The sequence below is a fragment of the Candidatus Deferrimicrobiaceae bacterium genome, assembly GCA_035256765.1.
Classification (GTDB): domain Bacteria; phylum Desulfobacterota; class Deferrimicrobia; order Deferrimicrobiales; family Deferrimicrobiaceae; genus CSP1-8.
The window spans coordinates 1-24,866 of record DATEXR010000017.1 but is presented as its reverse complement, the minus strand read 5'-3'; the positions used below and the strand labels follow the sequence as shown (position 1 = coordinate 24,866).

26 protein-coding genes are annotated in these 24,866 nt (G+C 65.3%); 19 read left to right on the top strand and 7 right to left on the bottom strand.

What is annotated here, in order from left to right; genetic code table 11:
- Positions 1-106: 106 nt before the first annotated feature.
- A complete protein-coding gene (locus VJ307_00645; protein ID HJX72633.1) occupies positions 107-688 on the top strand; it encodes a D-sedoheptulose 7-phosphate isomerase in 582 nt (193 codons plus the stop codon).
- Positions 685-1,617: a hypothetical protein gene (locus VJ307_00640; GenBank protein ID HJX72632.1), complete on the top strand. Its 933-nt coding sequence runs from the start codon at positions 685-687 to the stop codon at positions 1,615-1,617. The genes VJ307_00645 and VJ307_00640 overlap by 4 nt, the downstream gene beginning before the upstream one ends.
- Before the next feature lie 114 nt (positions 1,618-1,731).
- Here the strand turns inward: VJ307_00640 and VJ307_00635 are convergent, their stop codons facing one another.
- Complete coding sequence (locus VJ307_00635; protein HJX72631.1) at positions 1,732-2,433, bottom strand: metal-dependent hydrolase; 702 nt, start codon at positions 2,431-2,433, stop codon at positions 1,732-1,734.
- 159 nt (positions 2,434-2,592) lie between these two features.
- Here VJ307_00635 and VJ307_00630 point away from each other — a divergent pair, with 159 nt between their 5' ends.
- Together VJ307_00630 and VJ307_00625 are read left to right on the top strand one after the other, a co-directional pair.
- On the top strand, positions 2,593-3,648 hold the full coding sequence (locus VJ307_00630) for a hypothetical protein (GenBank protein HJX72630.1): 1,056 nt from the start codon (positions 2,593-2,595) through the stop codon (positions 3,646-3,648).
- Positions 3,638-5,014 carry an FAD-binding protein gene (locus tag VJ307_00625; GenBank protein HJX72629.1) on the top strand — a complete coding sequence of 459 codons (1,377 nt, stop codon included), beginning with the start codon at positions 3,638-3,640 and terminating at the stop codon, positions 5,012-5,014. The genes VJ307_00630 and VJ307_00625 overlap by 11 nt, the downstream gene beginning before the upstream one ends.
- Positions 5,015-5,039: 25 nt before the next feature.
- On the opposite strand, the gene VJ307_00620 is transcribed toward VJ307_00625, so the two are convergent.
- The 3 genes from VJ307_00620 to VJ307_00610 are packed head-to-tail and all read right to left on the bottom strand — an operon-like array spanning position 5,040 to position 7,677.
- The gene (locus tag VJ307_00620) at positions 5,040-6,044 is read right to left on the bottom strand and encodes a zinc-dependent alcohol dehydrogenase family protein (GenBank protein ID HJX72628.1); all 1,005 of its coding nucleotides are present in this window, start codon (positions 6,042-6,044) and stop codon (positions 5,040-5,042) included.
- Positions 6,041-6,700: a CBS and ACT domain-containing protein gene (locus VJ307_00615; GenBank protein ID HJX72627.1), complete on the bottom strand. Its 660-nt coding sequence runs from the start codon at positions 6,698-6,700 to the stop codon at positions 6,041-6,043. Before VJ307_00615 ends, VJ307_00620 begins: the two co-directional genes overlap by 4 nt.
- 26 nt (positions 6,701-6,726) lie before the next feature.
- Positions 6,727-7,677, bottom strand: a complete 951-nt coding sequence (locus tag VJ307_00610) for a histone deacetylase (protein ID HJX72626.1) — start codon at positions 7,675-7,677, stop codon at positions 6,727-6,729.
- 45 nt (positions 7,678-7,722) lie between these two features.
- Between VJ307_00610 and VJ307_00605 the strand changes: the two genes are divergently transcribed.
- A complete protein-coding gene (locus VJ307_00605) occupies positions 7,723-9,000 on the top strand; it encodes a CBS domain-containing protein (GenBank protein HJX72625.1) in 1,278 nt (425 codons plus the stop codon).
- On the opposite strand, the gene VJ307_00600 is transcribed toward VJ307_00605, so the two are convergent.
- Both VJ307_00600 and VJ307_00595 read right to left on the bottom strand, forming a co-directional pair.
- On the bottom strand, positions 8,984-9,589 hold the full coding sequence (locus VJ307_00600) for a nitroreductase family protein (GenBank protein HJX72624.1): 606 nt from the start codon (positions 9,587-9,589) through the stop codon (positions 8,984-8,986). The genes VJ307_00605 and VJ307_00600 overlap by 17 nt on opposite strands.
- A 72-nt stretch (positions 9,590-9,661) precedes the next feature.
- Positions 9,662-10,582 (bottom strand): hypothetical protein, encoded by a 921-nt coding sequence (locus tag VJ307_00595; GenBank protein HJX72623.1) that lies wholly within the window; start codon positions 10,580-10,582, stop codon positions 9,662-9,664.
- Between the two features lie 131 nt (positions 10,583-10,713).
- Between VJ307_00595 and VJ307_00590 the strand changes: the two genes are divergently transcribed.
- From VJ307_00590 to VJ307_00560, 7 genes are all read left to right on the top strand, one after another.
- Positions 10,714-12,384: an ATPase, T2SS/T4P/T4SS family gene (locus tag VJ307_00590; protein ID HJX72622.1), complete on the top strand. Its 1,671-nt coding sequence runs from the start codon at positions 10,714-10,716 to the stop codon at positions 12,382-12,384.
- A 396-nt stretch (positions 12,385-12,780) separates the two neighbouring features.
- The gene (locus VJ307_00585; GenBank protein ID HJX72621.1) at positions 12,781-14,574 is read left to right on the top strand and encodes a long-chain fatty acid--CoA ligase; all 1,794 of its coding nucleotides are present in this window, start codon (positions 12,781-12,783) and stop codon (positions 14,572-14,574) included.
- 8 nt (positions 14,575-14,582) lie between these two features.
- Positions 14,583-15,368, top strand: a complete 786-nt coding sequence (locus tag VJ307_00580) for a hypothetical protein (protein HJX72620.1) — start codon at positions 14,583-14,585, stop codon at positions 15,366-15,368.
- Positions 15,368-17,488, top strand: coding sequence for a LysM peptidoglycan-binding domain-containing protein (locus tag VJ307_00575; GenBank protein ID HJX72619.1), 2,121 nt, complete (start codon positions 15,368-15,370; stop codon positions 17,486-17,488). The genes VJ307_00580 and VJ307_00575 overlap by 1 nt, the downstream gene beginning before the upstream one ends.
- A 51-nt stretch (positions 17,489-17,539) precedes the next feature.
- Positions 17,540-18,127 (top strand): hypothetical protein, encoded by a 588-nt coding sequence (locus VJ307_00570; GenBank protein HJX72618.1) that lies wholly within the window; start codon positions 17,540-17,542, stop codon positions 18,125-18,127.
- Positions 18,128-18,165: 38 nt separating this feature from the next.
- Positions 18,166-18,804 (top strand): CBS and ACT domain-containing protein, encoded by a 639-nt coding sequence (locus VJ307_00565; GenBank protein HJX72617.1) that lies wholly within the window; start codon positions 18,166-18,168, stop codon positions 18,802-18,804.
- 77 nt (positions 18,805-18,881) lie between these two features.
- Positions 18,882-19,100 carry a NifU family protein gene (locus VJ307_00560; GenBank protein HJX72616.1) on the top strand — a complete coding sequence of 73 codons (219 nt, stop codon included), beginning with the start codon at positions 18,882-18,884 and terminating at the stop codon, positions 19,098-19,100.
- A gap of 323 nt (positions 19,101-19,423) precedes the next feature.
- On the opposite strand, the gene VJ307_00555 is transcribed toward VJ307_00560, so the two are convergent.
- Positions 19,424-19,969 (bottom strand): TlpA disulfide reductase family protein, encoded by a 546-nt coding sequence (locus VJ307_00555; GenBank protein HJX72615.1) that lies wholly within the window; start codon positions 19,967-19,969, stop codon positions 19,424-19,426.
- A 323-nt stretch (positions 19,970-20,292) separates the two neighbouring features.
- Between VJ307_00555 and VJ307_00550 the strand changes: the two genes are divergently transcribed.
- The 7 genes from VJ307_00550 to VJ307_00520 form a co-directional block, all read left to right on the top strand.
- The gene (locus tag VJ307_00550) at positions 20,293-20,490 is read left to right on the top strand and encodes a ferritin family protein (protein ID HJX72614.1); all 198 of its coding nucleotides are present in this window, start codon (positions 20,293-20,295) and stop codon (positions 20,488-20,490) included.
- 13 nt (positions 20,491-20,503) lie between these two features.
- Positions 20,504-21,715 (top strand): cysteine desulfurase family protein, encoded by a 1,212-nt coding sequence (locus tag VJ307_00545; protein HJX72613.1) that lies wholly within the window; start codon positions 20,504-20,506, stop codon positions 21,713-21,715.
- Between the two features lie 6 nt (positions 21,716-21,721).
- Positions 21,722-22,105: a Fe-S cluster assembly scaffold protein NifU gene (gene nifU / locus VJ307_00540; GenBank protein HJX72612.1), complete on the top strand. Its 384-nt coding sequence runs from the start codon at positions 21,722-21,724 to the stop codon at positions 22,103-22,105.
- A gap of 20 nt (positions 22,106-22,125) precedes the next feature.
- A complete protein-coding gene (locus VJ307_00535) occupies positions 22,126-22,647 on the top strand; it encodes a ferritin family protein (GenBank protein HJX72611.1) in 522 nt (173 codons plus the stop codon).
- A complete protein-coding gene (locus tag VJ307_00530) occupies positions 22,625-22,825 on the top strand; it encodes a ferritin family protein (protein HJX72610.1) in 201 nt (66 codons plus the stop codon). Before VJ307_00535 ends, VJ307_00530 begins: the two co-directional genes overlap by 23 nt.
- Positions 22,826-22,922: 97 nt before the next feature.
- Positions 22,923-24,356 (top strand): cysteine--tRNA ligase, encoded by a 1,434-nt coding sequence (cysS, locus tag VJ307_00525; GenBank protein HJX72609.1) that lies wholly within the window; start codon positions 22,923-22,925, stop codon positions 24,354-24,356.
- Between the two features lie 49 nt (positions 24,357-24,405).
- The coding region (locus tag VJ307_00520) for a methyltransferase dimerization domain-containing protein (protein HJX72608.1) at positions 24,406-24,866 on the top strand (461 nt) is incomplete at its 3' end.

Genomic DNA, 24,866 nt, shown 5'->3' with positions numbered 1-24,866 from the left:
CTACCGCGGTTTTTCCCGAAAGGAAAGTTGCGGGGTGCACCCGTTTCTTGACACTCCCGGGAAAAAGAGATTCAATTTTCCTCTACCCTTCCGGAGGAGATCCCGCGTGAAGGAAGCGATCGGAAAGATACTGAAAGAGGGGGCGGATCTGCGCCTCCAGATGATCGAGACGATGACCGGCGACATCCTGGAGGCGGCGAAGACGATCGCGGAGACCTTCAAGGCGGGAAGGAAGGTTCTTCTCTTCGGCAACGGGGGGAGCGCCGCCGATTCCCAGCACATCGCGGCCGAGTTCATGAACCGGTTCCTGATCGAGCGGCCGCCCCTGCCGGCGATCGCTCTCACCACGGACACTTCCATACTCACCAGCATCTCGAACGATTACACATTCGACGATGTCTTCAGCAAACAGATCAAGGCCCTCGGGAAGAAGGGGGACATCGCGTTCGGGATCAGCACGAGCGGGAGCTCCCCCAACGTGCTCAAGGCGTTCCGGGTGGCGAAGAAGCAGGGGATGGTCACGATCGCCCTCGTGGGGGAGGGAGGGAAGGCGGCCTCGCTCGCGGATATCGCCCTTTGCGTCCCCTCCAAGAGCACCCCGCGGATCCAGGAGGCGCACGTGGCGGTGGGACACATCCTGTGCGAGCTCACGGACACACTCCTGTTCCGCGAGGCCGGGAAGCGATGAGGGATCTCGACCTCTCCCGGCTCCGGCGAACCTCCCTTCACTCCCGGAAAAGCATCGTTTCGTTCCGGGGGTTTGCGTCCCCCGTCCGGAAGGGGATGTCCTTCCGCGCGTTCCTCGAAGGGCTTCCCGATTACCTGGCGGCGAAGGATTTCCGCGCGGTGGTGGACGCGGTGGTCCGGGCCCGGCGGCGGAACGCGCCCGTCCTGCTCGGGATCGGCGCCCATTTCATCAAGGTGGGGCTGTCCCCCCTCCTGTTGCAGGGGCTGTCGGATGGGCTCTTCGCCGGCGTCGCGATGAACGGCGCGGGGGTGATCCACGACGTGGAGCTCGCCCTCGCGGGAAAGACGTCGGAGGATGTGGATGCGCAGCTGGCGGACGGTTCCTTCGGGATGGCGCGGGAGACGGCCATGTTCATTCACGCGGCGGTGGGGGTCGGGGTCCGGGAGGGCCTGGGCTTCGGCGCGGCGGTCGGGAAGGCGCTCGCGGCGTCGCGGGCTCCCCATCGCGGTCGTTCCCTGCTCGCCGGGGCGTGGAAGCGAAAGATTCCGGTGACGGTCCATGTCTGCGTCGGCGCGGACATCATCCACATGCACCCCGAGACCGACGGCGCGGCGACGGGGGAGGCGTCGCTTCGGGACTTCCGCTCCTTTTGCTCGCTGGTCGCCCGCCTCCAGGGAGGAGTCTATCTCAACGTCGGCTCGGCCGTCGTCCTGCCGGAGGTCTTTCTCAAGGCCGTGTCGGTCGCCCGGAACCTGGGGAAGCCCCTCTCGCGGATCACCACCGTGAACATGGATTTCCAGCGACTGTACCGCCCGGATGTCAACGTGGTGTCGCGCCCCACCCGCGGCGGCGGGAAAGGGTACCACCTGATCGGACCGCACGAGATCCTCTTTCCCCTTCTCATGGCCGCCGTGGCGGAAAGGATCTGAAGGGACGGTCCTGCGGGAGGACTTGGCATGCCCACACCGGGACCGAGGTCCACGACGAGGGGTGGATAAACCGATAATAGGATGCCAGGACCGTCCCTGTTTTTCGGTACCCCTTCAGACGGAAGTTTCTTCCCCCGGGCTGAGAACGACCACCCGCGTCCCCGGAACGGTTTTCTTCATCTCCGCGACGAAACGGTCCGCGTTCGGTTCCAGGATCGGGAACGTTCCGAAGTGCATCGGGATGACCGTTTTCGCCTTCAGCAGGGCGGCCGCCTTCGCCGCCTGCCGGTAATCCATCGTGAAGACCGACCCGATCGGCAGGAGCGCCACGTCGACGGGGTAGAGCTCTCCGATGAGCTCCATGCCGGAGAAGATGCCCGTATCCCCCGAGTGGTAGACGGTCAGGCCGGACGGGGTCTGGATGACGTACCCCACGGGCGTCCCGAGCGTGCAGGAATGCCTCGCCTCCGTCATCGTGAAGGAAAAGCCGTCGAGGACCACGGTGCCGCCCACGTTCATCCCGATCCCTCCGTGAAGGAGCTGGGACTCGGGGACGCCCTTCGCCTTGAGGTCGCCGATCAGCTCGAAGATCCCGATCACGAGGGCACCGGTCTGGCGGGCGAGCGCGGCTGCGTCGGCCGCGTGGTCGAAATGGTCGTGCGTGAGGAGCAGAAACTCCGCCTTCTTCACTTCCTCCGGCCCGGAGGGCGCGGTCGGATTCCCCTGGAACCACGGGTCGATCAGGACGGTCTTGCCGGAGGGATCCTGGAGGGAAAAGCCGGAATGGCCGAACCAGCGGATCTTGACGGGCGGCATCGGGAACCTCCTGTCCGAAAGGGTGCGGATGGGCAGTTCTTTCTCCCCCTTTTATACAAGGCGCTCCGGCGGCTCGTAAAGGGAGAAATGACGCCTTTCTCTTCCCCCCCCGCCGTGTTACAAAAAAACCGAGCGTCGCATCGCAACGAGAGAGGCGGGATGGGAAAACGGAAACCCCCGGAAGGAACCCCTCTGGTCCGGGTGGTGGTGCCCAACCGGGTCGACATCGCGGGGGGAACTCTCGACATCTTCCCCCTCTATCTTCTCGTTCCGGGGTCGATGACCGTCAACGCGGCGATTTGCGTGTCGAGCGTCGTCTCGATCCGCCTCCTCCGAAGGACCGTCCGTCTCGTTTCCGAAAATTTCTCCCTCCGGGCGGAAGCCGGGGACACGCATGGGTTCCCGACGCGGGGGAAGTTCGGCCTGATCGCAGCGGCCCTGCGGTCCTTCCCGCCCCAAACCGGAATCGAGCTTCGGTTCCGCAACGAGGCGCCCCTTGGCTCCGGCATCGGGGCGTCGTCCGCCCTTCTCGTCGCCACGGTGCTGGCGATGTGCCGTCTCCTCGGGATTCGGAAAAGCTGGAGAGACACGGCGCGGGAGGCGATGGAAATCGAGGCCGCTCATCTCCGGAGCCTCACCGGCTCCCAGGACCATATTGCCGCTCTGCGCGGCGGGATCCAGGGGATCCGGTACTTTCCGGGGCGGACGGAGGCGGAGAGAATCGCGCCGGGATCCCCCGTGGGGCGCATCTTCGCGGCGCACGGCTTCCTGGCGGGCACGGGGAAGTCCCACTTCTCCGCGGGGCTGAACTGGCGGATGATCCGGGGGGCGATCGACGGGAATCCCGAAGCGCTCCGCAGGTTCCGCGGGATTGCGGATGCCGCGCGGGACGCGTGGGAGGCCGTATCCGCGGGGGAGATCGAGCGGGCCGGTCGGGCCATGGCGCGCGAGTGGGCGATCCGCAGGACGACCGCGCGGGGGATTTCCACGAGGAAGGTGGACAGCGCATTCTCCTCCCCCGAATTCCGTAGGTGGGTGTCCGGGGCGAAGCTCTGCGGCGCGGGAGGGGGAGGGATGCTGTTCGGATTGCTCCGGGATCCGGGGGACCGGGAAACGGTGGAATCGTTCCTCGAAAGCCGGGGCGTCTCCCCGTTTCCGTTCCGGATCTCCGCGGGTCCGCAGATCTCCTGCGCGGGAGGAATCGGTGTCCGCTGAGCTGCCTTCCGTCTGGGATGTCGTCATCGTCGGGGCGGGCCCCGCCGGGCTCTTCGCGGCCAGTACGCTGGCCGGGAAGTTGCGCGTTCTCGTGATGGAGGAGAAAAGCCGCACCGGCGGGGCCGGGGCGATGACCGACGGGAAGTTGAACCTCTCCCCGCACATCGGCCTCGACCTGACGGAGCTGGCGTTGTCGGAAACGGAGGCCGAAAAGCGGATCGCCGCGATCGACGAGGTGTTTCTCGAACACGGGGCCGACCGTGTCCTGTACGGGGTCGACCAGGAGAAGATCCAATGGTGGCTGGACCGCGTGTCCTGGGTCCGGCGCCGGACGGAAAAGGGGGACTGGGACATCACGCTCGTTCCCGCGAGACAGCGGCACATGGGGACGGACCTGGCGCACCGCGTCGTCGCCCGCATGACGGATTCGATCGCAGGGGAAGGGGTCGACTTCTCTCTCCGCACGCGGGTGACCGACCTCGCGCGGAACGAGGACGGGACGTTCCTCCTGCGAAGCGCGCGAGGGGAGTTTCGTTCCCGGTATGTCGTGGCGGCCCCGGGGCGGGAGGGCGCCTACTGGTTCCGCGGGGTCGCCCGCGGGATCGGGGCGCTCACGCAGTACGGCGCCATCGACATCGGCTGCCGGGTGGAGGTGGCCCAACCCGTGTACGACGAGATCACGCGGGTCCTCTACGACCCCAAGTTCCTCTTCGTGACCCCCACCCACCAGGACCGCACCCGGACGTTCTGCACCAATCCCGGGGGGAGGGTCCGCGTCGAGATGAGGAACGGATACCGCCTCGTGAACGGGGATGCGCTGAAGAAGCGAAAGACGCCGAACACCAATTTCGCGATCTTGAACACCGTCTCGATGACCGAACCGGTCCAGGACACGACGGAGATGGGCCGGAAGGTGATGGAGTTCGCCAATTTCTGGGGGGGCGGGGACAGCCTGGTCGTCCAGCGGTGGGGGGACCTGACCCAGGGGCGCCGCTCCCGGGCCGAGACGTTTTCCTCGGCCTTGCTCGGATACGACAAGATGACGCCGACCCTCCCCTTGGGGCCGGGGGTCACGCCGGGGGACATCTCCTACGCCTATCCCGGGCGGATCGTCGACAACCTGAGGGAGACCCTGCTCCTGCTCTCGCGTGTCATCCCGGGAGTGGCGCACCCCTCCACGACGGTCTACGTTCCCGAAATCAAGTTCTACGACACGAAGTACGCGACCGACCGCTACCTCGAGACCAACGTCCCGAACCTCTTCGTGGCCGGGGACGGGGTGGGGAAGTCCCGGGGGATCGTCGGAGCCGCGCTCAACGGCATTCTCGCCGCGGAAGGGATCCTGAGGCGGGAGGGGAAGGGGTAGTCCGCAGGGGGGGGAAACGGGGAAATCATCCGCCTACGGTCAGGACGCCCGTTCCCTGGAGTTTGTCCGCCTTGAGCAGCTGGAGCGCCCGGTTGGCCTCCTCGAGGGGGAAGAGGGTGACCTTCGGCCGGATGGGGACCTCCGCGGCCTCCCGGAGAAGGTCCAGGCCGTCCTGCCGGGTGTTCGCCGTGACGCTCCGGATATTTTTCTCGTAGAAGAGACACTCCTCGTACTTCATCGCCGGGACGTCGCTCATGTGGATGCCCGCGAGCGACAGGGTACCCCCCTTGTTCAGCTGTCTCAGGGCCGGGGGAACCAGCTCGCCCGACGGCGCGAACAGGATCGCCGAGTCGGCGGGCGCCGGCATCTTCGCCGGGTCTTCCCCCGCCCAGGATGCTCCCATCCGTTTCGCGAGTTCCCGGTGCCGCTTTCCCCGCGTGCAGACGAACACCTCGCACCCCCGGTGGAGGGCCAGCTGGATCACGATATGGGCGGACGAGCCGAACCCGTAGATCGCCAGCTTCCCCCCGGCGGGCAAATCGGCCCTCCGCAAGGCGCGGTACCCGATGATCCCGGCGCATAAGAGCGGGGCGGCTTCGGTGTCCCGGAAGGCCGGGGGGAGGGGATAGGCGAACGCCTCGGGCACGACCGCGTACTCCGCGAACCCGCCGTCCCGGTGATATCCCGTAAACAGCGGGCGGTCGCACAGGTTCTCCCTTCCCCCCGCGCAGAAATCGCAGACCCCGCAGGTTCGCGCAAGCCAGGCGATCCCCACGCGGGTCCCCCGCGGGAACCGGGTCGCCGCTTTGCCGGCGGCGTCCACCGTGCCCACGACCTGGTGCCCCGGGATGACAGGCGTCCGCCGGGGGGGAAGATCGCCCTCGATGACGTGGAGGTCCGTCCGGCAGATCCCGCATGCGGACACCTTCACCCGGATCTCCCCCCGCCCGGGGGAAGGGTCCGGAAGGTCCGTCGCCACGAGGGGAGAGGTTTCGATCGGCCCTCTCTCCCGCAGCAGCATGGCGTTCATGTCCGGAAGTCCCCCGGGTTGAGGATCTCGTACCCCGCCTTCTGGAGGGCCTCCCGGATCGGTCCGACGTTGAGGGTCGCGATCCGGAAGAAGACGGCGCGCTTGTCCGGATCGGTGTGACCGGTGGTCAGGATGCTCGTGATGTTCACATGGAAGTTCTTGATGATCGTGACGAGGGGGACCAGCGACCCCGGAATGTCGGGGACCACGACTTCCAGGCGGCTGCTGATCTCCCCCACACCCAGCGCCTCGATGAACGCCTTGAGGATGTCCGTCCGCGTGATGATCCCGGCCACTCTGCCCTTGTCGTCCACCACGGGAAGGGAGTTGACCCGGAAGTCGTGCAGCAGGACGATCGCGTCCTCCAGGGAGTCGTCGATCGTGGCGGTGACGACCTTGCGGGTCATGACCTTCTCCACGGGGGTGTTCGCGAGCATCTCCTCCATCTTCGCTTCCGAAGCGCCGGGAAGGATTCCCACCGGCAGCATCGCCTCCCGGATGTCCCGATCCGACAGGACGCCGATCAGCTCGTTCTCCTTGCCGGTGACCGGGAGCTGGCGGACGTTGTGCTCGCGCATCAGGCGGCGCGCCTCCTTCAGGGTGGAGGATGGAGCGACGGTTACGACGTCCCGCCGCATTCTTCGGGTGACAAACATGCAGTCCTCCTGTCATTCCCCCCGGGTCAGTCCTTCTGGAGTTCCCGGATGTGGATTTCCGTGCACCGCATGAGGGACTCCCTCTCGTATCCTCCCTCGAGCAGGGAGATGATCTTCCCGCCGCAGGATCGGTTTGCCAGATCGACGAGGATCCCCGACAGACACTGGTACCCTTCTTCCGTGAGTTCGATGTCGGCCAGCGGGTCGTCGCGGTGGGCGTCGAACCCGGTGGAAAGGACGAACACTTCCGGACGGAACCGGTCCACCGCGGGGGCGAGCATCTGTTCGAACGCCAGCCGGTACTCGTCGTTTCCCGCCCCCGGAGCCATCGGCGCATTGAGGGTCATCCCTTCCCCGGCCCCTTTCCCCGTTTCCCATCGCCGCCCCGTGCCCGGGTAGAGGAAGGCGGGGTTCTCGTGAATGCTGAAGTAAAACACCGACGGATCCTCCCAGAAGATGTTCTGGGTACCGTTGCCGTGGTGGACGTCCCAGTCGATGATCATCACCTTGGATACGCCGTGCTTCGCCTGCAGGTACCGGGCGGTGATCGCGGCATTGTTCAGGAGGCAGAATCCCATCCCCACGGCGCGCCCGGCGTGGTGCCCCGGGGGGCGGAGGGCGCAGAACGCCCGGTCGACCTTCCCGGTGGCGACGGCATCGGCTCCTGCCATGGCCCCTGCGGCCGAGAGCAGGGCGATCGAGTAGGAGTTCTTGTTCAGGTAGGTGTCCTCGGCTTCGAGCGTCAGGTCCCCCCGGCGGCAGGCATGTTCCAGACTCCGCAGGTAATCGGGGTCGTGAACCCGGAGAATTTCCCCGTTGTCCGGGTAGTCCGGGGTTACCGGCACGAGCGTGTCGAGGAGACCGACGCCCTGGAGATGCTCGTTGATCGCGATCAGGCGATCCGGGGATTCCGGGTGATCGAACGGGGGGGCGTGGAGCAGATAGTCCGGATGGTAGACATACGCGACCTTTTTCATCAAGACCCCAGCGAATAATTGTAGCACATCGGATATATTGGTGCCATGGGTACTTCCTTCGCTTGGGCGCTGGCGGCGATTCTGCTTGCCGCGGGAGGAGCCGCGGTGACCGCGCTTCGCTCTTCCCTTCTCATCGTGGGCGAAGAGGGACTGGCGGAGGACGCGGCCGGGGGGAACGAGAACGCCGGCCGCCTGCTCGCAGCCGTCCGTGACCCCGGGGTCCGTCACCCCTTCTCTCTGTGGGTCGCGTCGTCGGCGCTCAAGGGGGTCGCCGGACTATGCGCGGGGGGAGCCGCCCTCTCCTTCTTCCATCACCTGCGGGGATGGGAGGGAGCGGCCTCGGCCGCCGGGTGGGCCTTTCTCTTCCTGTTTCTCCTCTTCTGTCTGGAGAACCTTTCGACGCGCGGGGCGATGACCCGTCCCCGCCGGATCCTCCGGTGGGGAGGGAAGGGTGGTCTCCACGCTCTGCGGTGGGCGGCCCTGCCCGCAAGGCTTCTGGATCGACTGGGACGGCTCCTGTTCGGAGCGGGGTATGTTCCCGAGGCCCTCCAGGATATCCGTTTCGGCTCCGAGGAAGGGATCCTCGACGTGATCGAGGAGGGGGCGGAGCATGGCACGATCGATTCCACGGAGGAGAGGATGATCGAGGGGGTCTTGCGCTTCGGGGAGACGGTGGTGAACGAGGTGATGACCCCCTGGTCCGGGGTGGTTTCCCTGCGGAAGGGGATGGCGTACATGGACGCGGCGGGTATCGTCGGGAACTCCGGCTTCTCCCGGTATCCCGTTCTGAGCCCGGACGGGGAGGACGTCGAGGGGATCCTCTCCTCCCGGAGCCTGTTCCGGCCGGGGGCGCGCGAGAATTGGGCGCAGTTTGTCGAGAAGCCCGTTTACGTTCCCGAATCGATGAAGGTCGCGGACCTGCTCCGCCAGTTCCAGAGGACGAGGGTCCACCTGGCCGTTGCCATCGACGAGCACGGCAAGCTGTGCGGCGTCATCACGATCCACGATCTCCTCGAAGAGATCGTCGGAAGGCTGGCGGAGGGGTCGAAGTCCCCCGAGGTTCCGGAGTGGGAGAAGGATGGCGCGCTCTCGGTCCCCGCCGCGACGCCGGTCCGGGTTCTGCGCGAGGAGTACGGGATCGATATCCCCCTGGGGGACACGTACGAGACCGCGGGCGGCTTCGCGCTCGACTGCCTCCAGGATGTCCCCGAAGGAGTGGTGACCTTTCTCGCGCACGGATACCGGATCACGGTAGCCGAAACCGAGCGTTTCCGGATCAAACGCCTCCGGTTCGAGAAAGCGGGCCTTACCGGAACTCCGTGATCTCCTCGGGAGGTTTCCGCGGCGGCTTCGGGGGGGGGGAGTCCGGCTTCCCCAGGGCGATCACCGCCAGAAGTTCCTCGGGAGGCCGGATGGAAAGGGCGGATTCGAGCTCCGGTTTGGCCACGAGGGGCCCGGTCATCCAGCATGCGCCGTATCCGAGGGAATGCGCCGCCAGGAGAAACTGGGTGATGGCCGCGGCGACGCTTTGCAGGCCGGCGTTCACCTGATAGCGCCGCACCTTGTGCCTCTCCGGGTCTTTCTCCCGCAGGTGCCGGTCCGTCGCCGATTCGTACGGTTTTCCGAGGACGCAGACCGCGACGGGGGCCGCGGCGAAGAGGTTGTGGTAGTTGATCTTGGCGGAAGGGACCTCCTTCCCCGTGATCCGGGACAGCATTTCGTCCACGATCCCCTTCATCCGGGAGAGAAGGGCGGCGTCCTCCACGACGAGGAACCGGACGTTCTGGGTGTTCCCCGCGGAGGGCGCCCAGGTGGCCGCCTCGACCATCTGGAGAATTTTCTCCCGCGGGACCGGATCCTTGTGGAACTTCCGTATGCTCTGCCGACCCTTCATGGTGTTGAAGACATCCATCCTTTTCGGATCCTCCTCGCGGAAAGTTTGTGGACCGGTCACCCGATCCCGGGCGCCCGACGGGGGGCCGGATCAGGGGATGACCAGCAACAGTTCGATTGCCCCGCCTCCGGTTCCCGCCCTGGCGAGAACCTGTCCCGGCGGCAGTGCATGTCCCTTTGTCAGGGCGGAGAGGATCCCGCCGGCCTGCGATTTCCCCCCCGCCGTGATGATGATCGACGCCGCGGGAAATTCCGACGCCGTCTTCCCCACCTCTTCGATCATTTTCTTCCCGGCTTCCGTCAATGCCGACTTTCCCTTCCGGAAAAGAACCTTGTCGCTCACCTGGATGCGCATGGTGGGGCCGATCGTCTCCACCGCAATTTGGGGAGAAATGCCGGAGAACGTCTGCGTGAGTTCCGCGAACCGCACATCCCGCCGTCTTGCCTCCCTGAGACGCTCTTCCTTCATGCGTTCGACGCGGCCGAGCAGGATGTCCCGCTCCCGCCGGAGGGATTCCACGTCGGGGGTTTCCTGGACCTGTTTTTCCAGTTCGGAAATGGCCGTTTCCCGGGTGGCGGCCTCCTGGCGGAATTTTTCCCGTTCCGCTTCGCACGCCTGCACGCTTGCCCTCAGTTCCTGGGTCCTTTTCCCGGTCGCCTTCTCCTTTTCCAGCAGTTCCGAGATCAGCTCCTCCCGGGTGATTCGCGTTCCCTCGTATTTCCCCACGATCGAGGCGCGCTCCTCCTTCCCGGTGCGGAGTTCCTCTTCCCCCTTCTGCAACCGGTTGGAAAGGACCGCGTTTTCCTCTTTCGCGTCGGAAATCTGCTTCTCGGACGCCAGAAGCCTCGCCTCGATGGTGCCCTTCTCCTTGTTGGCGAATGCGACCGCCTCCCGGAGTGTGTCGGCCTCCCTCGTCTTCGCTTCGTACGTGGAGGCGGTGACGAGACACCCCCCTGTCCCCAACGCGAGCGCCAGGACGGGGACGACCTTGCGAAATCCCCTTGTTCGCAATCCTTGATCCCCCGGAAATTGTCGTTGGGGCGAAATATGAATCATTTTACTTTCCCCCCCCTTTTTTATAAAGTTCTAAATAAACCGGTCTCCCCGCAGTTCTGGGACGGGTTGCGAAAAGGCGGGCCAACGTGCGTGGTTCCCACAGCGAAATCTTCGATACGCTTCAGAAACTCGGCTATCTGTCCTCCGAGTCCGTCAAAAAGCTGAAGGCGAAAGGCGCCCGAAAGGGTGTCCCGGCAGTGGAGGCGGCGCTCCTTTCCGGCATGCTTCACCCCGACGCAAAGGGATGGATTCTGGCGAACCGGTTGGGGATCCCGTTTCTCGAGGTCGATCCGGACGGCGTGCCTCTTTCGCTCTCCGAGCTCCTTCCCGAGGCGATTGCCCGCGAAGCCATGGCAGTGCCCGTCTCCCGGGAGGACGGGCAGCTCACTCTCGCTGTCGCCGACCCGTTCCTTCACGGAACGTTCTCCAGGATCGAGGAGATGACGGGCCTTAAGGTTAGGATCGTCGTCTGCCCGGTTCGCAGGATCGCGCGCATTCTCGAACGCTTCTACCCCGATGCGCTTTCGCTCTCGGCCGAGGATGTCTCCGGCGGGGTGATGAGACGGGACGAGGTGGAGGAGTGGCTTGCCCAGGGGCGTGGCCGGCGGCTGGCGGAAAAAATCCTTCTTCATGCCGTGACCGCCGGGATCTCCTCCCTCCGGATATTTCCGACCGGGGGGAGCGTGGCCGTCTCCGGGGACTCCGGGGGGAGGAAATCGCTATTGCTCTCCTGCCCGCTTCGCTTCCGGGGGGCGCTCGTGGGCTCCTTCGCGCAGCTGGCGGGACTTTCCGCGGGGCCGGAATCCGTGGTGGAGGCCACCTTCCAGATCGAGACGACGGCCGGTGTCCATGCGTTCCGGATCAGTTTTCTTCGGGGCATCTCCGGCGTCGAGGCGATCGTCAAGGTTCTCCCGGATTTCCGGTCGGCCATCGCGCTGGACTCGATCGGGTTCAACCCGGAACAACGGGAGGTGATGCGGCGCATCCTGCCGATGCGGGGCGGGATCTACCTGGTCTCCTCCCCCGGGGTCGAGGGCGTGGCGACGACGATCTTCGCGATGCTCCGGGAAACGCACCGGGCGGGCAACCGGGTCGTCACCGTCGAGGAGACCCACCGTTACCGGAACGACGGGTACGTCCAGCTGGAGCGCCAGGAGGTCGAACGGCGGTTCGAGGGAAAGTGGGTGCGCCTCGCGGAGACGCTCGATCCCGACGCGCTGATGATCGAGCGCATCTCCGGAACGGAAGAACTTCTCGATCTCATCCAGATCGCCCGGAGTGGGGTGCCCGTGTACTGCGGAACGCAGGGGAGCAATCTCCGCCGGGCGCTCCGGACCCTGCTCTCCCTGGAAGTCGATCCGTTCCTCCTCGTGCGGATCGTGCGGCTGGTCATGCACCAGAGGCTCGTCGATCTCCTTTGCCCCGATTGCCGCCGGGCGGTGACCGCCGTGCCGTCGGGGCAGCTCGTGGGGGAGCGGTATCGGGAAAAGTTCGAACCGATCATCCGGGAGATCTCCTTCTACGTTCAGGGCGGGTGCTCCCGCTGCCACGGGACCGGATATTTCGGGAAAATGGCCCTGTTCGATATGCTTCCGTTCACCCCCGGCGTCCAGAGCCTTCTTCTTTCCGACGCGCCCTTCGAGGAGAGGCTGACGCGTATTGTCGAGGAAAATCTCCGGTCCGCCTTCCCCTCGGTGGAGGACCTGTTGCGGCGGGGGATGGTGACGTTCGACGATGTTCTTCCGTTTTTCCGATAGTGTTGCGTCTTGGCAAACCAGGGAGCAACGAGTCCGTCGCACGGGCTCGCCGGCCTCCGGAGATCCATTCCCGGGAGATCCCGGCATTCGAGGGCCGCTGCATCCCCGCCGGCTTCGTTGCCCGCCCTCACCGTACCGCGGCGGGTACGCCTCGGCCGGGCGCCTCGCCGGTCGGGGCGCATCGACCCTCTCGGTGCACGGCCTCTTCCGGAACGGACCTCTGGATGCCGGGGGGCTGCGTTGGCAAACGATCGGGACCTTGCGCCCGCCCGCTGCCGGTTCCGCAGCGCCCTGTGCGCGGGAAGGCCGCCTGTCCCGGGCGATCCCGGCGGCGGATCGGACCGTCAAGCCATTTACGAGATGCTGCAATAGGAAGCCGGATGCGCGGGGGAGGACATGAGAGAGAAAACGATGAACCGGATGTTCCTGAACAGGATCGAGGAGGGGGGCGATTCCGTCCGCTATCTCGTCCCCCGGAACGGGAAGTGGGATCCGATGACGTACCGGGAAGTCGGAACCGCCGTCCGGGAGATAGCGAACGGTCTGATGTCCCTGTCCCTCTCCCGGGGGGACAAGGTGGCGATTCTCTCCACCACGCGCGTCGAGTGGTGTCTGGCCGACATCGCCACCATCATCGCCGGGTTCGTCCCGGTTCCGATCTACCCCTCCAACCTCCCCGACCAGGTCGAGTATATCCTCGCGCACTCGCAGGCCCGCGCGGTGTTCGTCGAGGATGAGATGCAGAGGAACAAGGTCGCAGGCGTCCGCAGGAACCTCCCCGCGCTGTCCAAGGTGATCCTGTTCTCCGGGAGTCCGGAGGGGCGGGAGGGGACGATCGACCTCCCGGCCCTTCGGGCGAGAGGGATCGAATTCGCTTCGGCCAACCCGGAGGCCTTTGCCCGACGTACGGAGGAGATCACCCCCGAGGGCGACCTGACCCTCATCTACACTTCCGGCACCACCGGTCCGCCGAAGGGGGTGGTGACCCTGCACAGCAACTACGTCTTCATCGTCACGTCGTGCCTCGAGGCCGTCACGGTCCGGAGGGGAGAGCTGTTCCTCCAGTTCCTCCCCCTGGCGCATTCGCTCGGGAGGCTCGAGCATTTCCTCACCTTCGACGCCATGGCGGTTTCCGCATTTGCGCGGGATATCCAGACGGTCGGGGAGGATCTGGCGCTCGTCCGGCCCGAGATCATGGTGAGCGTACCCCGGCTGTACGAGAAATTCTATGCCCGGGTACTGGCCAAGGTGGAGGAGGACGGAGGGCTGAAACAGGCGATCTTTCACTGGGCGCTCGGCGTGGGGCGCGAGGCGTCCCGACGCCGCCAGAGGAAGGAACCGGTCGAAGGATTCCTCGCCCTCAAGCTTTCCGTCGCGGAGAAACTCGTCTTCCGGAAGATCCGGGAGCGAATGGGCGGCAGGTTCCGGTTCGCCATATCCGGGGGGGCGCCGCTCTCCCCGGAGATCGCCGAGTTTCTGCACGCCCTCGGCGTCCTGATCCTCGAGGGGTATGGGCTCACGGAGGACTCCACCGTCACGGCGGTCAACCGGTACGAGAATTACAAGTTCGGAACGGTGGGGAAGGCGCTGCCGGGCACCGAGATCCGGATCGCCCCCGACGGGGAGATCCTCGTGCGGGGTCCCCACGTGTGCAAGGAGTACTTTCGCGACCCGGAGGCGACGAGGGAGGCGATCGACCCGGAAGGGTGGCTGCACACCGGCGACATCGGGGAGCTGGATTCCGAGGGATTCCTCCGGATCACGGACCGGAAAAAGGACATCATCGTGACCTCGGGCGGCAAGAACGTCGCCCCCCAGAACGTGGAGAACCTGCTCAAGAACGACAAGTTCGTCAGCCAGGCCTTCGTCTACGGCGACCGGCGAAAGTACCTGACCGCCCTCCTCACCCTCTCGGCGGAGGAAATCGGGAAGTGGTCGGAGCAGAACGGCATCCAGGAGAAGGACCCCGTCCTTCTCGCCAAGAACCCCAAGGTGGAGGCGATGATGCGCGGGCGCGTCGACGAGATCAACCGCCAGCTGGCCTCGTTCGAGCAGGTGAAGAAGTTCGTCCTGCTCGGCACCGACTTTTCCCAGGAAACGGGGGAGCTCACCCCCACGCTCAAAGTGAAGCGCAAGGTGGTCATCAAGAAGTACGGGAGTCTGCTCGACGCCCTGTACGAGAAAGATTAGCGGTCCCGTTGCCCACCTCGATTTACGAAATCAACAGCATGCCGGAAAAGGAGCGCGAAGCGCTCCTCTCCGTCCTGGTTCCGCGCCGCCTGCTGGACAGGTTCTCGATCGAGCCGGAGACGTTCCGGAACGACAGGGGGGTGCGATGCGTCCGGTTCGTGTGCCCCGAACGGATGCCGTTCTTCCAGGTGGACCTGTGGCGCGACCCGGAAGACCGGGACGCAGCGTATTTCCTCGATGTCTCCAACTCGCCCTACGGGCAGATGGAGATCTCTTTTGTCATCGTGAACGACCCCGACGGCGAGCGGTTCGACATCGACGTGGACGAAGCCGGGCGGGACACCTATTTCGGGACGACCCGCCGGAACGTCCCGGAGGAGATCCGGGCGATGAAGGCCGGGCTGGGCCCCGGGCAGGTCCGGAGGGGCCTCCGGGCAATGACGGACATCGTCGCGTGTTGGGAGAATCTTTTCGGCCGTCTCGGGCACAACTTCTATTTTCTGGAGCCCCTGACCTATAACAGCGCGATTCTCTACGAAAGGAGCGGCTTCCAGTACATGAACGGGAGTGAGAAGATGAAAGGGATCGACCGGGAATTTCGCCCGGGCGGCGTTCTGTTCGGCCGGCTCGACGGGAGCTCGCCGTTCCGGATGCCCGGCCAGGAGAAGACGTTGCGGGGAAGAAGTTGGGCGATCCACGACGGGATCCTGGACGAGCCGTGGGAGGGCCCGAAAATGTACAAGACCATCGGTGTCCACGCCGGAGTGAACACCTTCACGGGGGAGGGGTACTGATGATCCGGTACGCACCGGTGGTTCTGGCGGTTCTCCTTTTGGCCTCCGGTTCACGGGGCGAGGAGGCCGAGCGCCCGAGGATCTATCTCGAGAAGAAGATCTTCGAGGAGACCTCGATGGGGCGGAAGACCTTCTACGAGGTGCACACGATCTCGAAAGGGGATACGCTCTGGAAGATCTTGAGCGAAAAGTCCCCGCTCTTCCCGGCGGACTATCCCTCCCTGCTCCGCGAGTTCCTGCGGGCCAACCCGGATGTGAAGGATCCCGGGAAGCTCGTCCCCGGCCAGAGGATCCTCATCCCGGCCGCCCTCGGCATGAAGACCGCCCGCCTGGTGGAAACCGGGAAAACGGTCGCTTACCAGATCCGGCGGGGGGATTCCCTCTCGGGAATATCGGCCGCACGGGGAGTCCAAAGGGGGGACCTCTCCCGGTATCTGGCCGCCGTGAAGGAACTGAACGATTCCATTCGCGACGTGAACATGATCATGGCCGGGAAGACCATCCTGCTTCCCACCGGGGAGTATTTCGAGAAGAAGCCGGTGGCCGTCGCCGAGAAGGCGCCGGAAGTTCCCTCCCCCGCACCGCCGGCAGTCGAGGAGACCCCCGCGCCCGCGGCGTCCGCGGTTGCGCAGAGACAGGACCTTGCGCCGGAGCCGGAGGAACAACCGGCGGCGCAACCTAAGTCCCGGGTGGCGGAACCCTCCCCCGCACCGCCGGCCGTCGAGGAGATCCCCGCCCCCGCGGCATCCGCCCTGGCGCTGACGCAGGAGGTCGGCCCGCAGCCGGAGGCACAGCCGGCGGTGAAACCGGAGTCCCGGGTGGCGGAACCCGCCCCCGCACCGCCGGTCTCCCGGGAGAGGCCGGCCCCCGCGGTAGCGCTGACGCGGGAGGTGGCGCCGGAACCCGGGGGGGAAGCGCTGCAGGCGGCGAAGCCGGAGTCCCGGGTCGCGGTGCAAGCGTCCCCCGCTCCGGAAACGCCCGCCGTGGTGATCGGACCAAAGGCGAAGGAGCCGGCGCCTCCTCCGCTTCCCCAGCCGAAGCCGCCTTACCGCGGACTGCTGGCGGACCTGACGAGGGGACTGGGGGAAAAGTGGGTCGACCGCGGGACGCTCTACCTTCCGATCCCGTCGGGAGGGGAGGTCGTGCTCAATCTCGAGGAGTACCCCGTCGTGCGTTTTTCCGGGGGAATCCATGCGCTGATCGACTTCCGGGGCGCCCTGCCGGCGGAGGTTCGCCGCCTGATCACGGAGACGTGGAAGAATTACCGCGTGGTACGGATGGACGGGGCTTCCGGCGCGGAGGAGATGGTGGACCGCCTGCTCGGCGCCTCCGGATACTACTCCGTCAAGGAAGGGATTGCTCATCCACCGGTCATCGGGGAATCGGTGTCGGTAACCCTGCCCGCCCGGTGGGTGGTCCTGCGGACGAGCCAGAGCCTGCTCAACGGCGAGATCATCCTCATCAAGAAGGTTCCGGAGAAGCCCGCCTCCGAGCTCACCGCGGTTCTTCGGTATGCCGATCGGGTCGGGATCCGGGTGCTGCCGTTCTCGTTCGACCCCTCCGCGAACGAAGGGTTTCTCGCCGGGTGGGAGCCGGCAAAGAAGGCGGGAGAGGAAGCCCCCCGGAATTCCCTGCCGCAGGAAGGTCTCGAGGCGCTGGATTTCTCCCTCGATCTGCTGGGCATTCCGAAGACGGAAGGAAAACGGATCCGTATCGGCGGGGGAGGGGATTCCTTCCTCCTGACCATCCAGCCGGAGAGGATCTTCGAGGCGGGAGGGAAGCGATTCGTGGTGGACACCGGGAAAATGTCCCCCGCCCTCCGCACGATCATCCAGAACTCGGGGTACGGTGTCTTCGTCGCGGGGAAGGGCGAGACCGGCAGGTCGATTCTTCAGGGACTCCTCGCCGTCGCCAAGATCCCCGTCGAGGAGAGGAAGGAATACCTCCTTGCCGGGGGAGAGGGAAAGGGCTTCGAGGTGCGCGCGACGGGGACGTTTTTCACCTCTCGCGAATGGCTGGCGGGGAGGAAGGCCCGTGAGGTGGTCCTCGTCCGGGGGAAAGTGCACTCCGCCACGAGAGACCTGGCGAAAGAAATCGGTGTGGAAATCGTGGAGTGGTAGCCGTAGGATAGAAGGTGGGTGGACGTTCTTCGGGTGCCGGGAGCCACAGGGATGGTCAGATCCAGTCAGGAGAGCCCGGAGAGACGCACCGCCGAAAAAACATCCCTCTTTGGCCTGGTAAGTTTCCAGCCGCGCCTGGCCATTGTTCTGATCTTCCTGACGCTTACCCTAGCCGTCGTGGGCGTCCGGATTTCGCGGGATTCGGGAATTCGGCGGGTGGACGACCTGGTGCGACAAGCCCAACGGGCATTCGCGGTTCCCCACCGGGAGGGGGCGGCCCGGGACCCGGCGGAGGTGGAGGCGCGGGTCAAGGAATGGACGGGGGCCGCGATCATCCTCCCGCGGGATGAGCAGCGGTTCGCGTACACGGGGATCGACCGGGAGAAAACGGGGAGGCAGGAGGCGGCCGCGATCCGCTTCTCCTTCTCGGGGGAGCCGTACCTCCTTCTTGTCGTCCGGAAGGAGATGATCGGGAATGCGGCGTCCCCCGAATCCCTGTTTCCCCAATCGGGCTTCCTCTCCGGGGAGAAGGACGGCAAATCCTTCGTCTTCTGGGAGCGGGAAGGGGTTTCGTATCTGCTTGTGACGGAAGCGGAACTGGAGCGTGCTTTCGACCTTGTCAGGCGGTATTTCACCTGACCAAGAATCCTACGCGAGATTCGACAGGAGGAAACACGATGATTGTCGCCAAGAGAATGATGCGGAACCCGTTATTCGTGGACGAGAATGATTCGATGAAGAAGGCGATGGACATCATGAAAGAGAGGGAAATCCGGCATCTCCCGGTGATGAAGGGAAGGGAAAAGCTCGTGGGGATCGTCACCGAGAGGGACATCAAGCAGGCCTCGCCCTCTCTCGCCACGTCCCTGGAGATCCGCGAGATCTACTACCTCCTCGACAAGGTCAAGGTGAAACAGATCATGACGCGGAGAGTGTATACGGTGTCCTCCAACGCCTCCATCGAGGAGGCGGCCCTGATCATGCGGGAGAAGAAGATCGGATGCCTCCCCGTCGTGGATGGCGGAAAGCTGGTCGGCATCCTGACCGAGACCGATATCCTCGATGCGTTTCTCGATTCGCTGGGGGTCCACGGGCCGGGATACCGGGTCGAGCTGGCCCTGCCGAACAAGACCGGAATCCTCTTCGAGGTGCTCAAGCTCATCAAGGACTTCGACGCGAACATCGTATCGGTGGCGAGCGCCTCCCACGAAGACCCGGGGATGAAGATCCTCATTCTCCGGATCGAAACGAAGAACTACAAGATGCTCAAGGCCGCCCTCAAAAAGAGCGGCTACGAGATTCTCTCGGCGGATTGACCGGAGTCAAGGAACCGCGGACGGAGAAACGGCATCTTATCCCTAGACAGGTACCCTGGCAGAGGAGGTGGTGCGGAATGAGAACGGATGTGGAGAAGGTACTGGGCAAAATTCGCCCGGCCCTGCAGGCGGACGGGGGGGACGTGGAGCTCGTCGACGTCGAAGGCGGAGTCGTGAAGGTGCGTCTGACCGGTGCGTGCGGGGGATGTCCCATGGCCAACATAACGTTGAAGAACGGAATCGAGGCGTTGCTGAAAGAGGAGATTCCCTCGGTCGACCGGGTGGAATCCGTATAATCGGACAGGCAGGAGGAAACGGAATGGCGTACAGGATCACCTCGGATTGCATCGCCTGCGCGGCTTGCCTTCCGGAATGCCCGGAAGAGTGCATTGACGAAGGAGACCCGTTCTACCACATCGATGCGACCAAATGCACGGACTGCGGGAACTGCGAGGCGGTGTGCCCGACTTCGGCGTGCGTTCCGACCGATCCGTCCCCGCGGGCTGAGTTGCGCGGGGCTCAGTCCGACTCTGAATAAAACAGGACGGGGAAGCCGAAGAGACCCTCTTCCGCTTCCCCGTCGGCTTTTCTCCGCTTTTCCGGGTCCGGCGCCCTTCTCCTAAAGCAGATTCCGAACCTCCCGGTCGAACGCGTCCCGATCCAGGTACCCCACGTGAACGTTCCTGATCCTGCCGTCCTTCCCGATGAAGAAAGTGGTCGGCAGGGAGTAGACTCCGCCGTAGGCTCTCGCCGTGTCGAGATCCCCCAGAAGGATCCGGTACCCGATCCGGTACGTCATGACGAAGGACGGAAGGTTCTCCCGGGTGTCGGTGTCGAGGGATATCCCCACGAGTTCGAACCCTTGTTCCTTGTATTTGTTGTAGACGTCCACGAATCCCGGGATCTCCTCCCGGCAGGGGGGGCACCACGTGGTGAAAAAGTTGATCGCCAAGGGTTTTCCCAGAAGGTTCGACGATTGGACGATGTTGCCGCTGATGTCCCTGAGCGAAAAGGGCGGAGCGTTCGCCCCCGCCCTGAGGGCAAAGCCGTTCGACGTTCCCCCTCTCCCGGCAGGGTTTTCGCTCTGCGTGCACCGGGAGAGCGGAAGGGCAGTCGCGGACACCAGGACCAGAACCCCGGCCAGCAGAAGGGGGTTTTTCCTCATGTCGGAACCTCCGTGCGGGATACGGTCCCCCGGGTAGCCTTCTCCCGTCTCGGGGTCGCCAGGATCCATTATAATAAATGCCGGAACGGCGGATCGGTTTCCCGTTTCGCGCCAACCGGACATCCCCGCAAACGGCGACGGCCGGCCTGTGCCGGGGAGATCCCGGACTCCCGTGTTGTGCAACAGGTATTGTAGGGGTATAAAGATGAAACGAAAAGCCCGCTCTCCCAATCGTAAATATTGGGTTCGGGAGCAAGACCGACAGGGTGCGGCACGCGCGACCTGGGCAACTTCACGAAGATCCTGACCGGGAGGAACGGAAGATGGCAGAGTGGACGAGGGAAGAGGTGCTGCGGCTGGCGCTCCGGCACGAGATGGAGAATTTCGGGGAGTACAAGAAGGCCTCGGAAGAAGCGCAGAATCCGGCGATCCGGGCGATGTTCCGCTTCCTGGCGGACGAGGAGAAGAACCACATCAAGCTGATCCGGGACAAGATGACCGAGTTCCGGGTGAAGGAGTAGGCGGGGGCTGCCGTTGGCGCACATCTTCTTCGACCATATCTCCACCACGCCCCTCGACCCCCGCGTGCTCGAGGCGATGATGCCGTACCTCACCGAGCGGTACGGCAACCCGTCATCGCACATCCATGACCAGGGGCAACAGGCGCTCAAAGCGGTGGACGCCGCCCGGGCGGAGGTCGCCGGACTCGTCCATGCGAAGCCGCAGGAGATCGTCTTCACCTCCGGCGCGACCGAGGCGAACAACCTGGCGATCAAGGGCGCGGCGGAAGCGAGCGGGAAAACGGGGAAGCACGTGGTGGTCTCCGAGGTGGAGCACTTCTCCGTCCTGAACGCCCTGACCTTCCTTCGCAACCGGGGATACGAGGTTACGACCCTTGCGACCGACACCGACGGGAGGGTGGACCCGGACGATGTGCGGCGGGCCATCCGGCCCGACACCGTTCTCGTCTCGGTGATGCACGCCAACGCGGAGATCGGCACCATCGAGCCGATCGGGGAAATCGGTCGGATCACGAGAGAGCAGGAAGTGCTGTTCCACACGGACGCGACGGCGTCGGCAGGCCACATTCCGCTCGATCTCCGGGCGGTGGGAGCGGACCTGGTGACGCTTTCGGCGCACAATTTCTACGGGCCCAAGGGGACCGGGGCCCTCGTGGTGCGGGAGGGAGTCCGGCTCGAATCCCAGATCGACGGCGGCTTCCAGGAGATGGGCTACCGCGCCGGAACGGAAAATGTGCCCGGAATCATGGGGATGGGTCGGGCGGCCGGGATCGCCGCCGCGGAGATGGGGGAGTGGGTGTCGCACCTTACGCGACTGGAGAAGAGGCTGCGCGAAGGCATCGCCTCCTCCATCGAGCATCTCCACTTCACCGGCCACCCCACCGACCGGCTCCCGGGTCACGTGAGCTTCTGGGTCGAGTACGCGGAGGGGGAGTCGCTTCTGCTGTTCCTGAACGTCCATGGCGTGATGGCGGCCTCGGGGTCGGCGTGCAGCTCGAACCTGAAAGGGCGGGACGAGGAGGACCTGATCGCCTCCCATGTGCTCCGGGCGATCGGCGTCCCGAGCGACATCTGCACGGGATCGATCACCTTCAGCATGGGGAAGGGGAACACCGAGCAGGAGGTGGACCACGTCCTGTCCGTCCTGCCGGGGATCGTCAGGCGGCTGTGGGAGATGTCGCCCACCTATCTGGACTACCAGAAGAAGATCCTGCAGGGAGGGTAAACGGCCATGGCGAGCGGACCGTACAGCGCGAAGGTAATGGACCACTTCATGAATCCGAGGAACGTCGGCGAGATCGAGGAGGCCAGCGGCGTCGGCGAGGTGGGCAACCCGGCCTGCGGGGACATGATGCGCCTCTATCTCAAAGTCGAGGGAGGGAAGGTCGTGGACGCGAAGTTCCGCACGTTCGGATGCGGGGCCGCCATCGCCTCCAGTTCCATACTGACGGAGATGATCAAGGGGAAGACGATCGAGGAGGCGGAGGAGATCACGAACCAGCACGTCGCCGATGCCCTCGACGGTCTCCCGGCCGTCAAGATCCATTGCTCGGTCATGGCCGAGGAGGCGGTGAAGGCCGCCCTGGAAGATTACCGGAAGAAGAACCCCGCCTGACGGAGGCTTAGTCGCTCGCGATGCTGGACCTGAACGAAATCGAGATCCTGGGGGTCGCCCTGGCCCACGAAACGCGGGCGAGAATCTTTTACGAGCGGCTGGCCCGCCGACAGGGGGACACCCCGGTGGGGGACCTGTTCGCCTTCCTCGCGGAGGAGGAGGAGGGGCACATCCGAAAACTCTCCGCGAAGCACGGGATCCCCGCGTTCGAAGCGGGCTGGGAGGAGAAGTACCTGCCGTACCTCATCGATCTGGACCGGCTCGCCTGGGAGGAAGGGGTCGAGGCGGGAGGAGCCGAAGGGCCCGACGCGCAGCGGAAGGGGCTCTCCGTCGCGAAGAAGGCGGAAGTGCACGCCATCGCCTTCTATCACCAGGCAGCGAAAACGGTCGAGGACGTCAATACGCGGGGTCTCCTGTCCGACCTGGAATCCGAGGAAAGGATCCACCTCGCGAAGATCGAGGCGCACCTGAAAGAACTGCAAGAGCCCCGCGGGGCAATCCCCCGATCCGGAGGAAGGCATGAAGACATCGAATCCCGTTGACGTGATGCGGATGGCGCTGGAGCGCGAGAAGGCGGCGGTCCGGGACTACTCGGAATTCGCCAAGACGGCCAAGGAGCCGTCGATCCGGGAGATGTTCCTCTTCCTCGTGGAGGAGGAGAAAAAGCACGTGAAGCTCCTTCAGGACGAGATCGACCGGGAGGTCAACCAGGAGATGTAGCCCCCTGCGGGGGGACGGGTTCTGCCCGGGACGCGCGGCCCCGGGGAGAACGGTGCCGGAAGGCATGCGCCCCCGGCGCCTACCGGGAGGGATCACGATGCTTTCCCTCTACGACACCGTATCCCGAAAGAAGGTCCCCCTCGCCCCCTTGCGGCCGGGCCGCGTCGGGATCTATACGTGCGGCCCGACCGTATACCGCTTTGTCCACATCGGGAACCTGCGGACCTATCTGCTGACGGACCTGCTCCTGCGGGCCGTCCGGTTCGCGGGCCTGACGCCTTTCTCCGTGCAGAACATCACCGACATGGGACACATGCACCAGGATCGTCTCGAGCAGGCGGAGGACAAGGTGATCGCCGCCGCGCGGGCCGCGGGGAAGACGGCGCGGGAGATCGCGGAGTTCTTCACCGCGGCGTTTTTCCGGGATTGCCGGAGGATGAACTTTCTCCCCTCCGACGTCTCTCCGCGCGCGTCGGCCCACGTCCCCGAGATGATCGCGTTGGCGAAGACGCTGGAGGAGAAGGGGGTGACGTACGGAGAGGGCGGGTACCTCTATTTCGACGTGAGGAAGGCGCAAGGGTACGGGCAGCTCTCCGGCGCGGCCCTGGGGGAGGGAGAGGCGGCAGGCCGGACGGACAGCGCGATCCATCGGAAAAAAAAGCGCCCGGAGGACTTCTCTCTGTGGCTTGCGGCGGAGCCGGGACGGGAGTTTCGCTGGGAGAGCCCGTGGGGGCTTGGCTGGCCCGGATGGCACATCGAGTGCGCGGCGATGGCGGGGAAGTACCTGGGCCCGGAGTTCGACATCCACGTGGGGGGGGTGGATCTGCGCTTTCCCCATCACGAAAACTCCCGGGCGATGGCGATGACGGCCACCGGCGGGCGATTCGCCTCCCTCTGGGTGCACGCGTCGCATCTGCTCGTCGAGGGGCGCAAGATGTCCAAATCGCTCCGGAACGAATACACGCTCGACGATCTCGAGGCCCGGGGCGTGCGCCCGATCGATTTCCGGTACCACTGCCTCACCCTCCAGTACCGGACGCCGATGAACTTCACCTGGGAGGCGCAGGCGGCATCCGCCAGGGCGCTTGCGAGGCTTAAGGAGGCGTTCGCCTCGGAGGGGGAGGCGGCCGGCGGAGCTCCCTGGGGCGGAGAGGCGCAGGAGTACCGGCGCCGCTTCCGCGAGGCGATCGGGGACGACCTGAACGCCCCCCGGGCGCTTGCCGTCGTGCACGAGGCGGCCCGCTCGGGGCTATCCGGCGAGGAGCGGCGGGCGCTTGCCGGGGAGTGGGACGCGGTGCTCGGGCTGGGGCTTCTCGCGGAGGGCTCCGGGGAGGCGGTTCCGGAGGAGGTGCGGCCGGAGGAGGCCGCACCGGGAGAGGTGGCCGACCTCGCGATGCGCCGGGACCGGTGCCGTCGCGAGCGCAGGTTCGCGGAGGCGGACGTGTTGAGGGAAAGGATCCGCGCGGCCGGCTACGACGTCATCGACGTCAAGGACGGCCCGTCAACGATCGTCAGGGGAGGCATTCATTAGCTCGCGTTCCCTATCGAACGAGTGTCCCCCGACAGGGGAGGAGCCTATCGTGAAGGTTACGACGGTCGAAGACCTCATGGAGATGGCCCACGGATACCAGCGTTCCATGGTCCTGTTCGCGGCGCTCGATCTCGGCGTCTTTTCCTCCCTGTCCGAAGGACCCTCCGACGCTCTCCGCCTGGCCCGGCGCATCGTAGCCGATCCCCGTCGCCTCTCCATCCTGCTGAACGCCCTCGTGGGAGTGGGGCTTCTCGGGAAGAAGGGAAAGACCTACCGGAACGGGGAAATTGCCTCCCGGTTCCTCGCGGGCGGCCCCCTGTCGAAGGCGTCCATCCTGCTGCACCACCTGGGCTGCTGGCCGGAGTGGACGACCCTTTCCGGCAAGATCCGGGCGGGCGGAAAAGCCCCCGGAAAGCGAAAAGGGTACCAGGAGAATTTCATCCGGGGAATGGAGGACAATGCCCGGGAGAGGGCCGTCTCCGTGGCGAAGCGATTCCCCCTGCGGGAGGG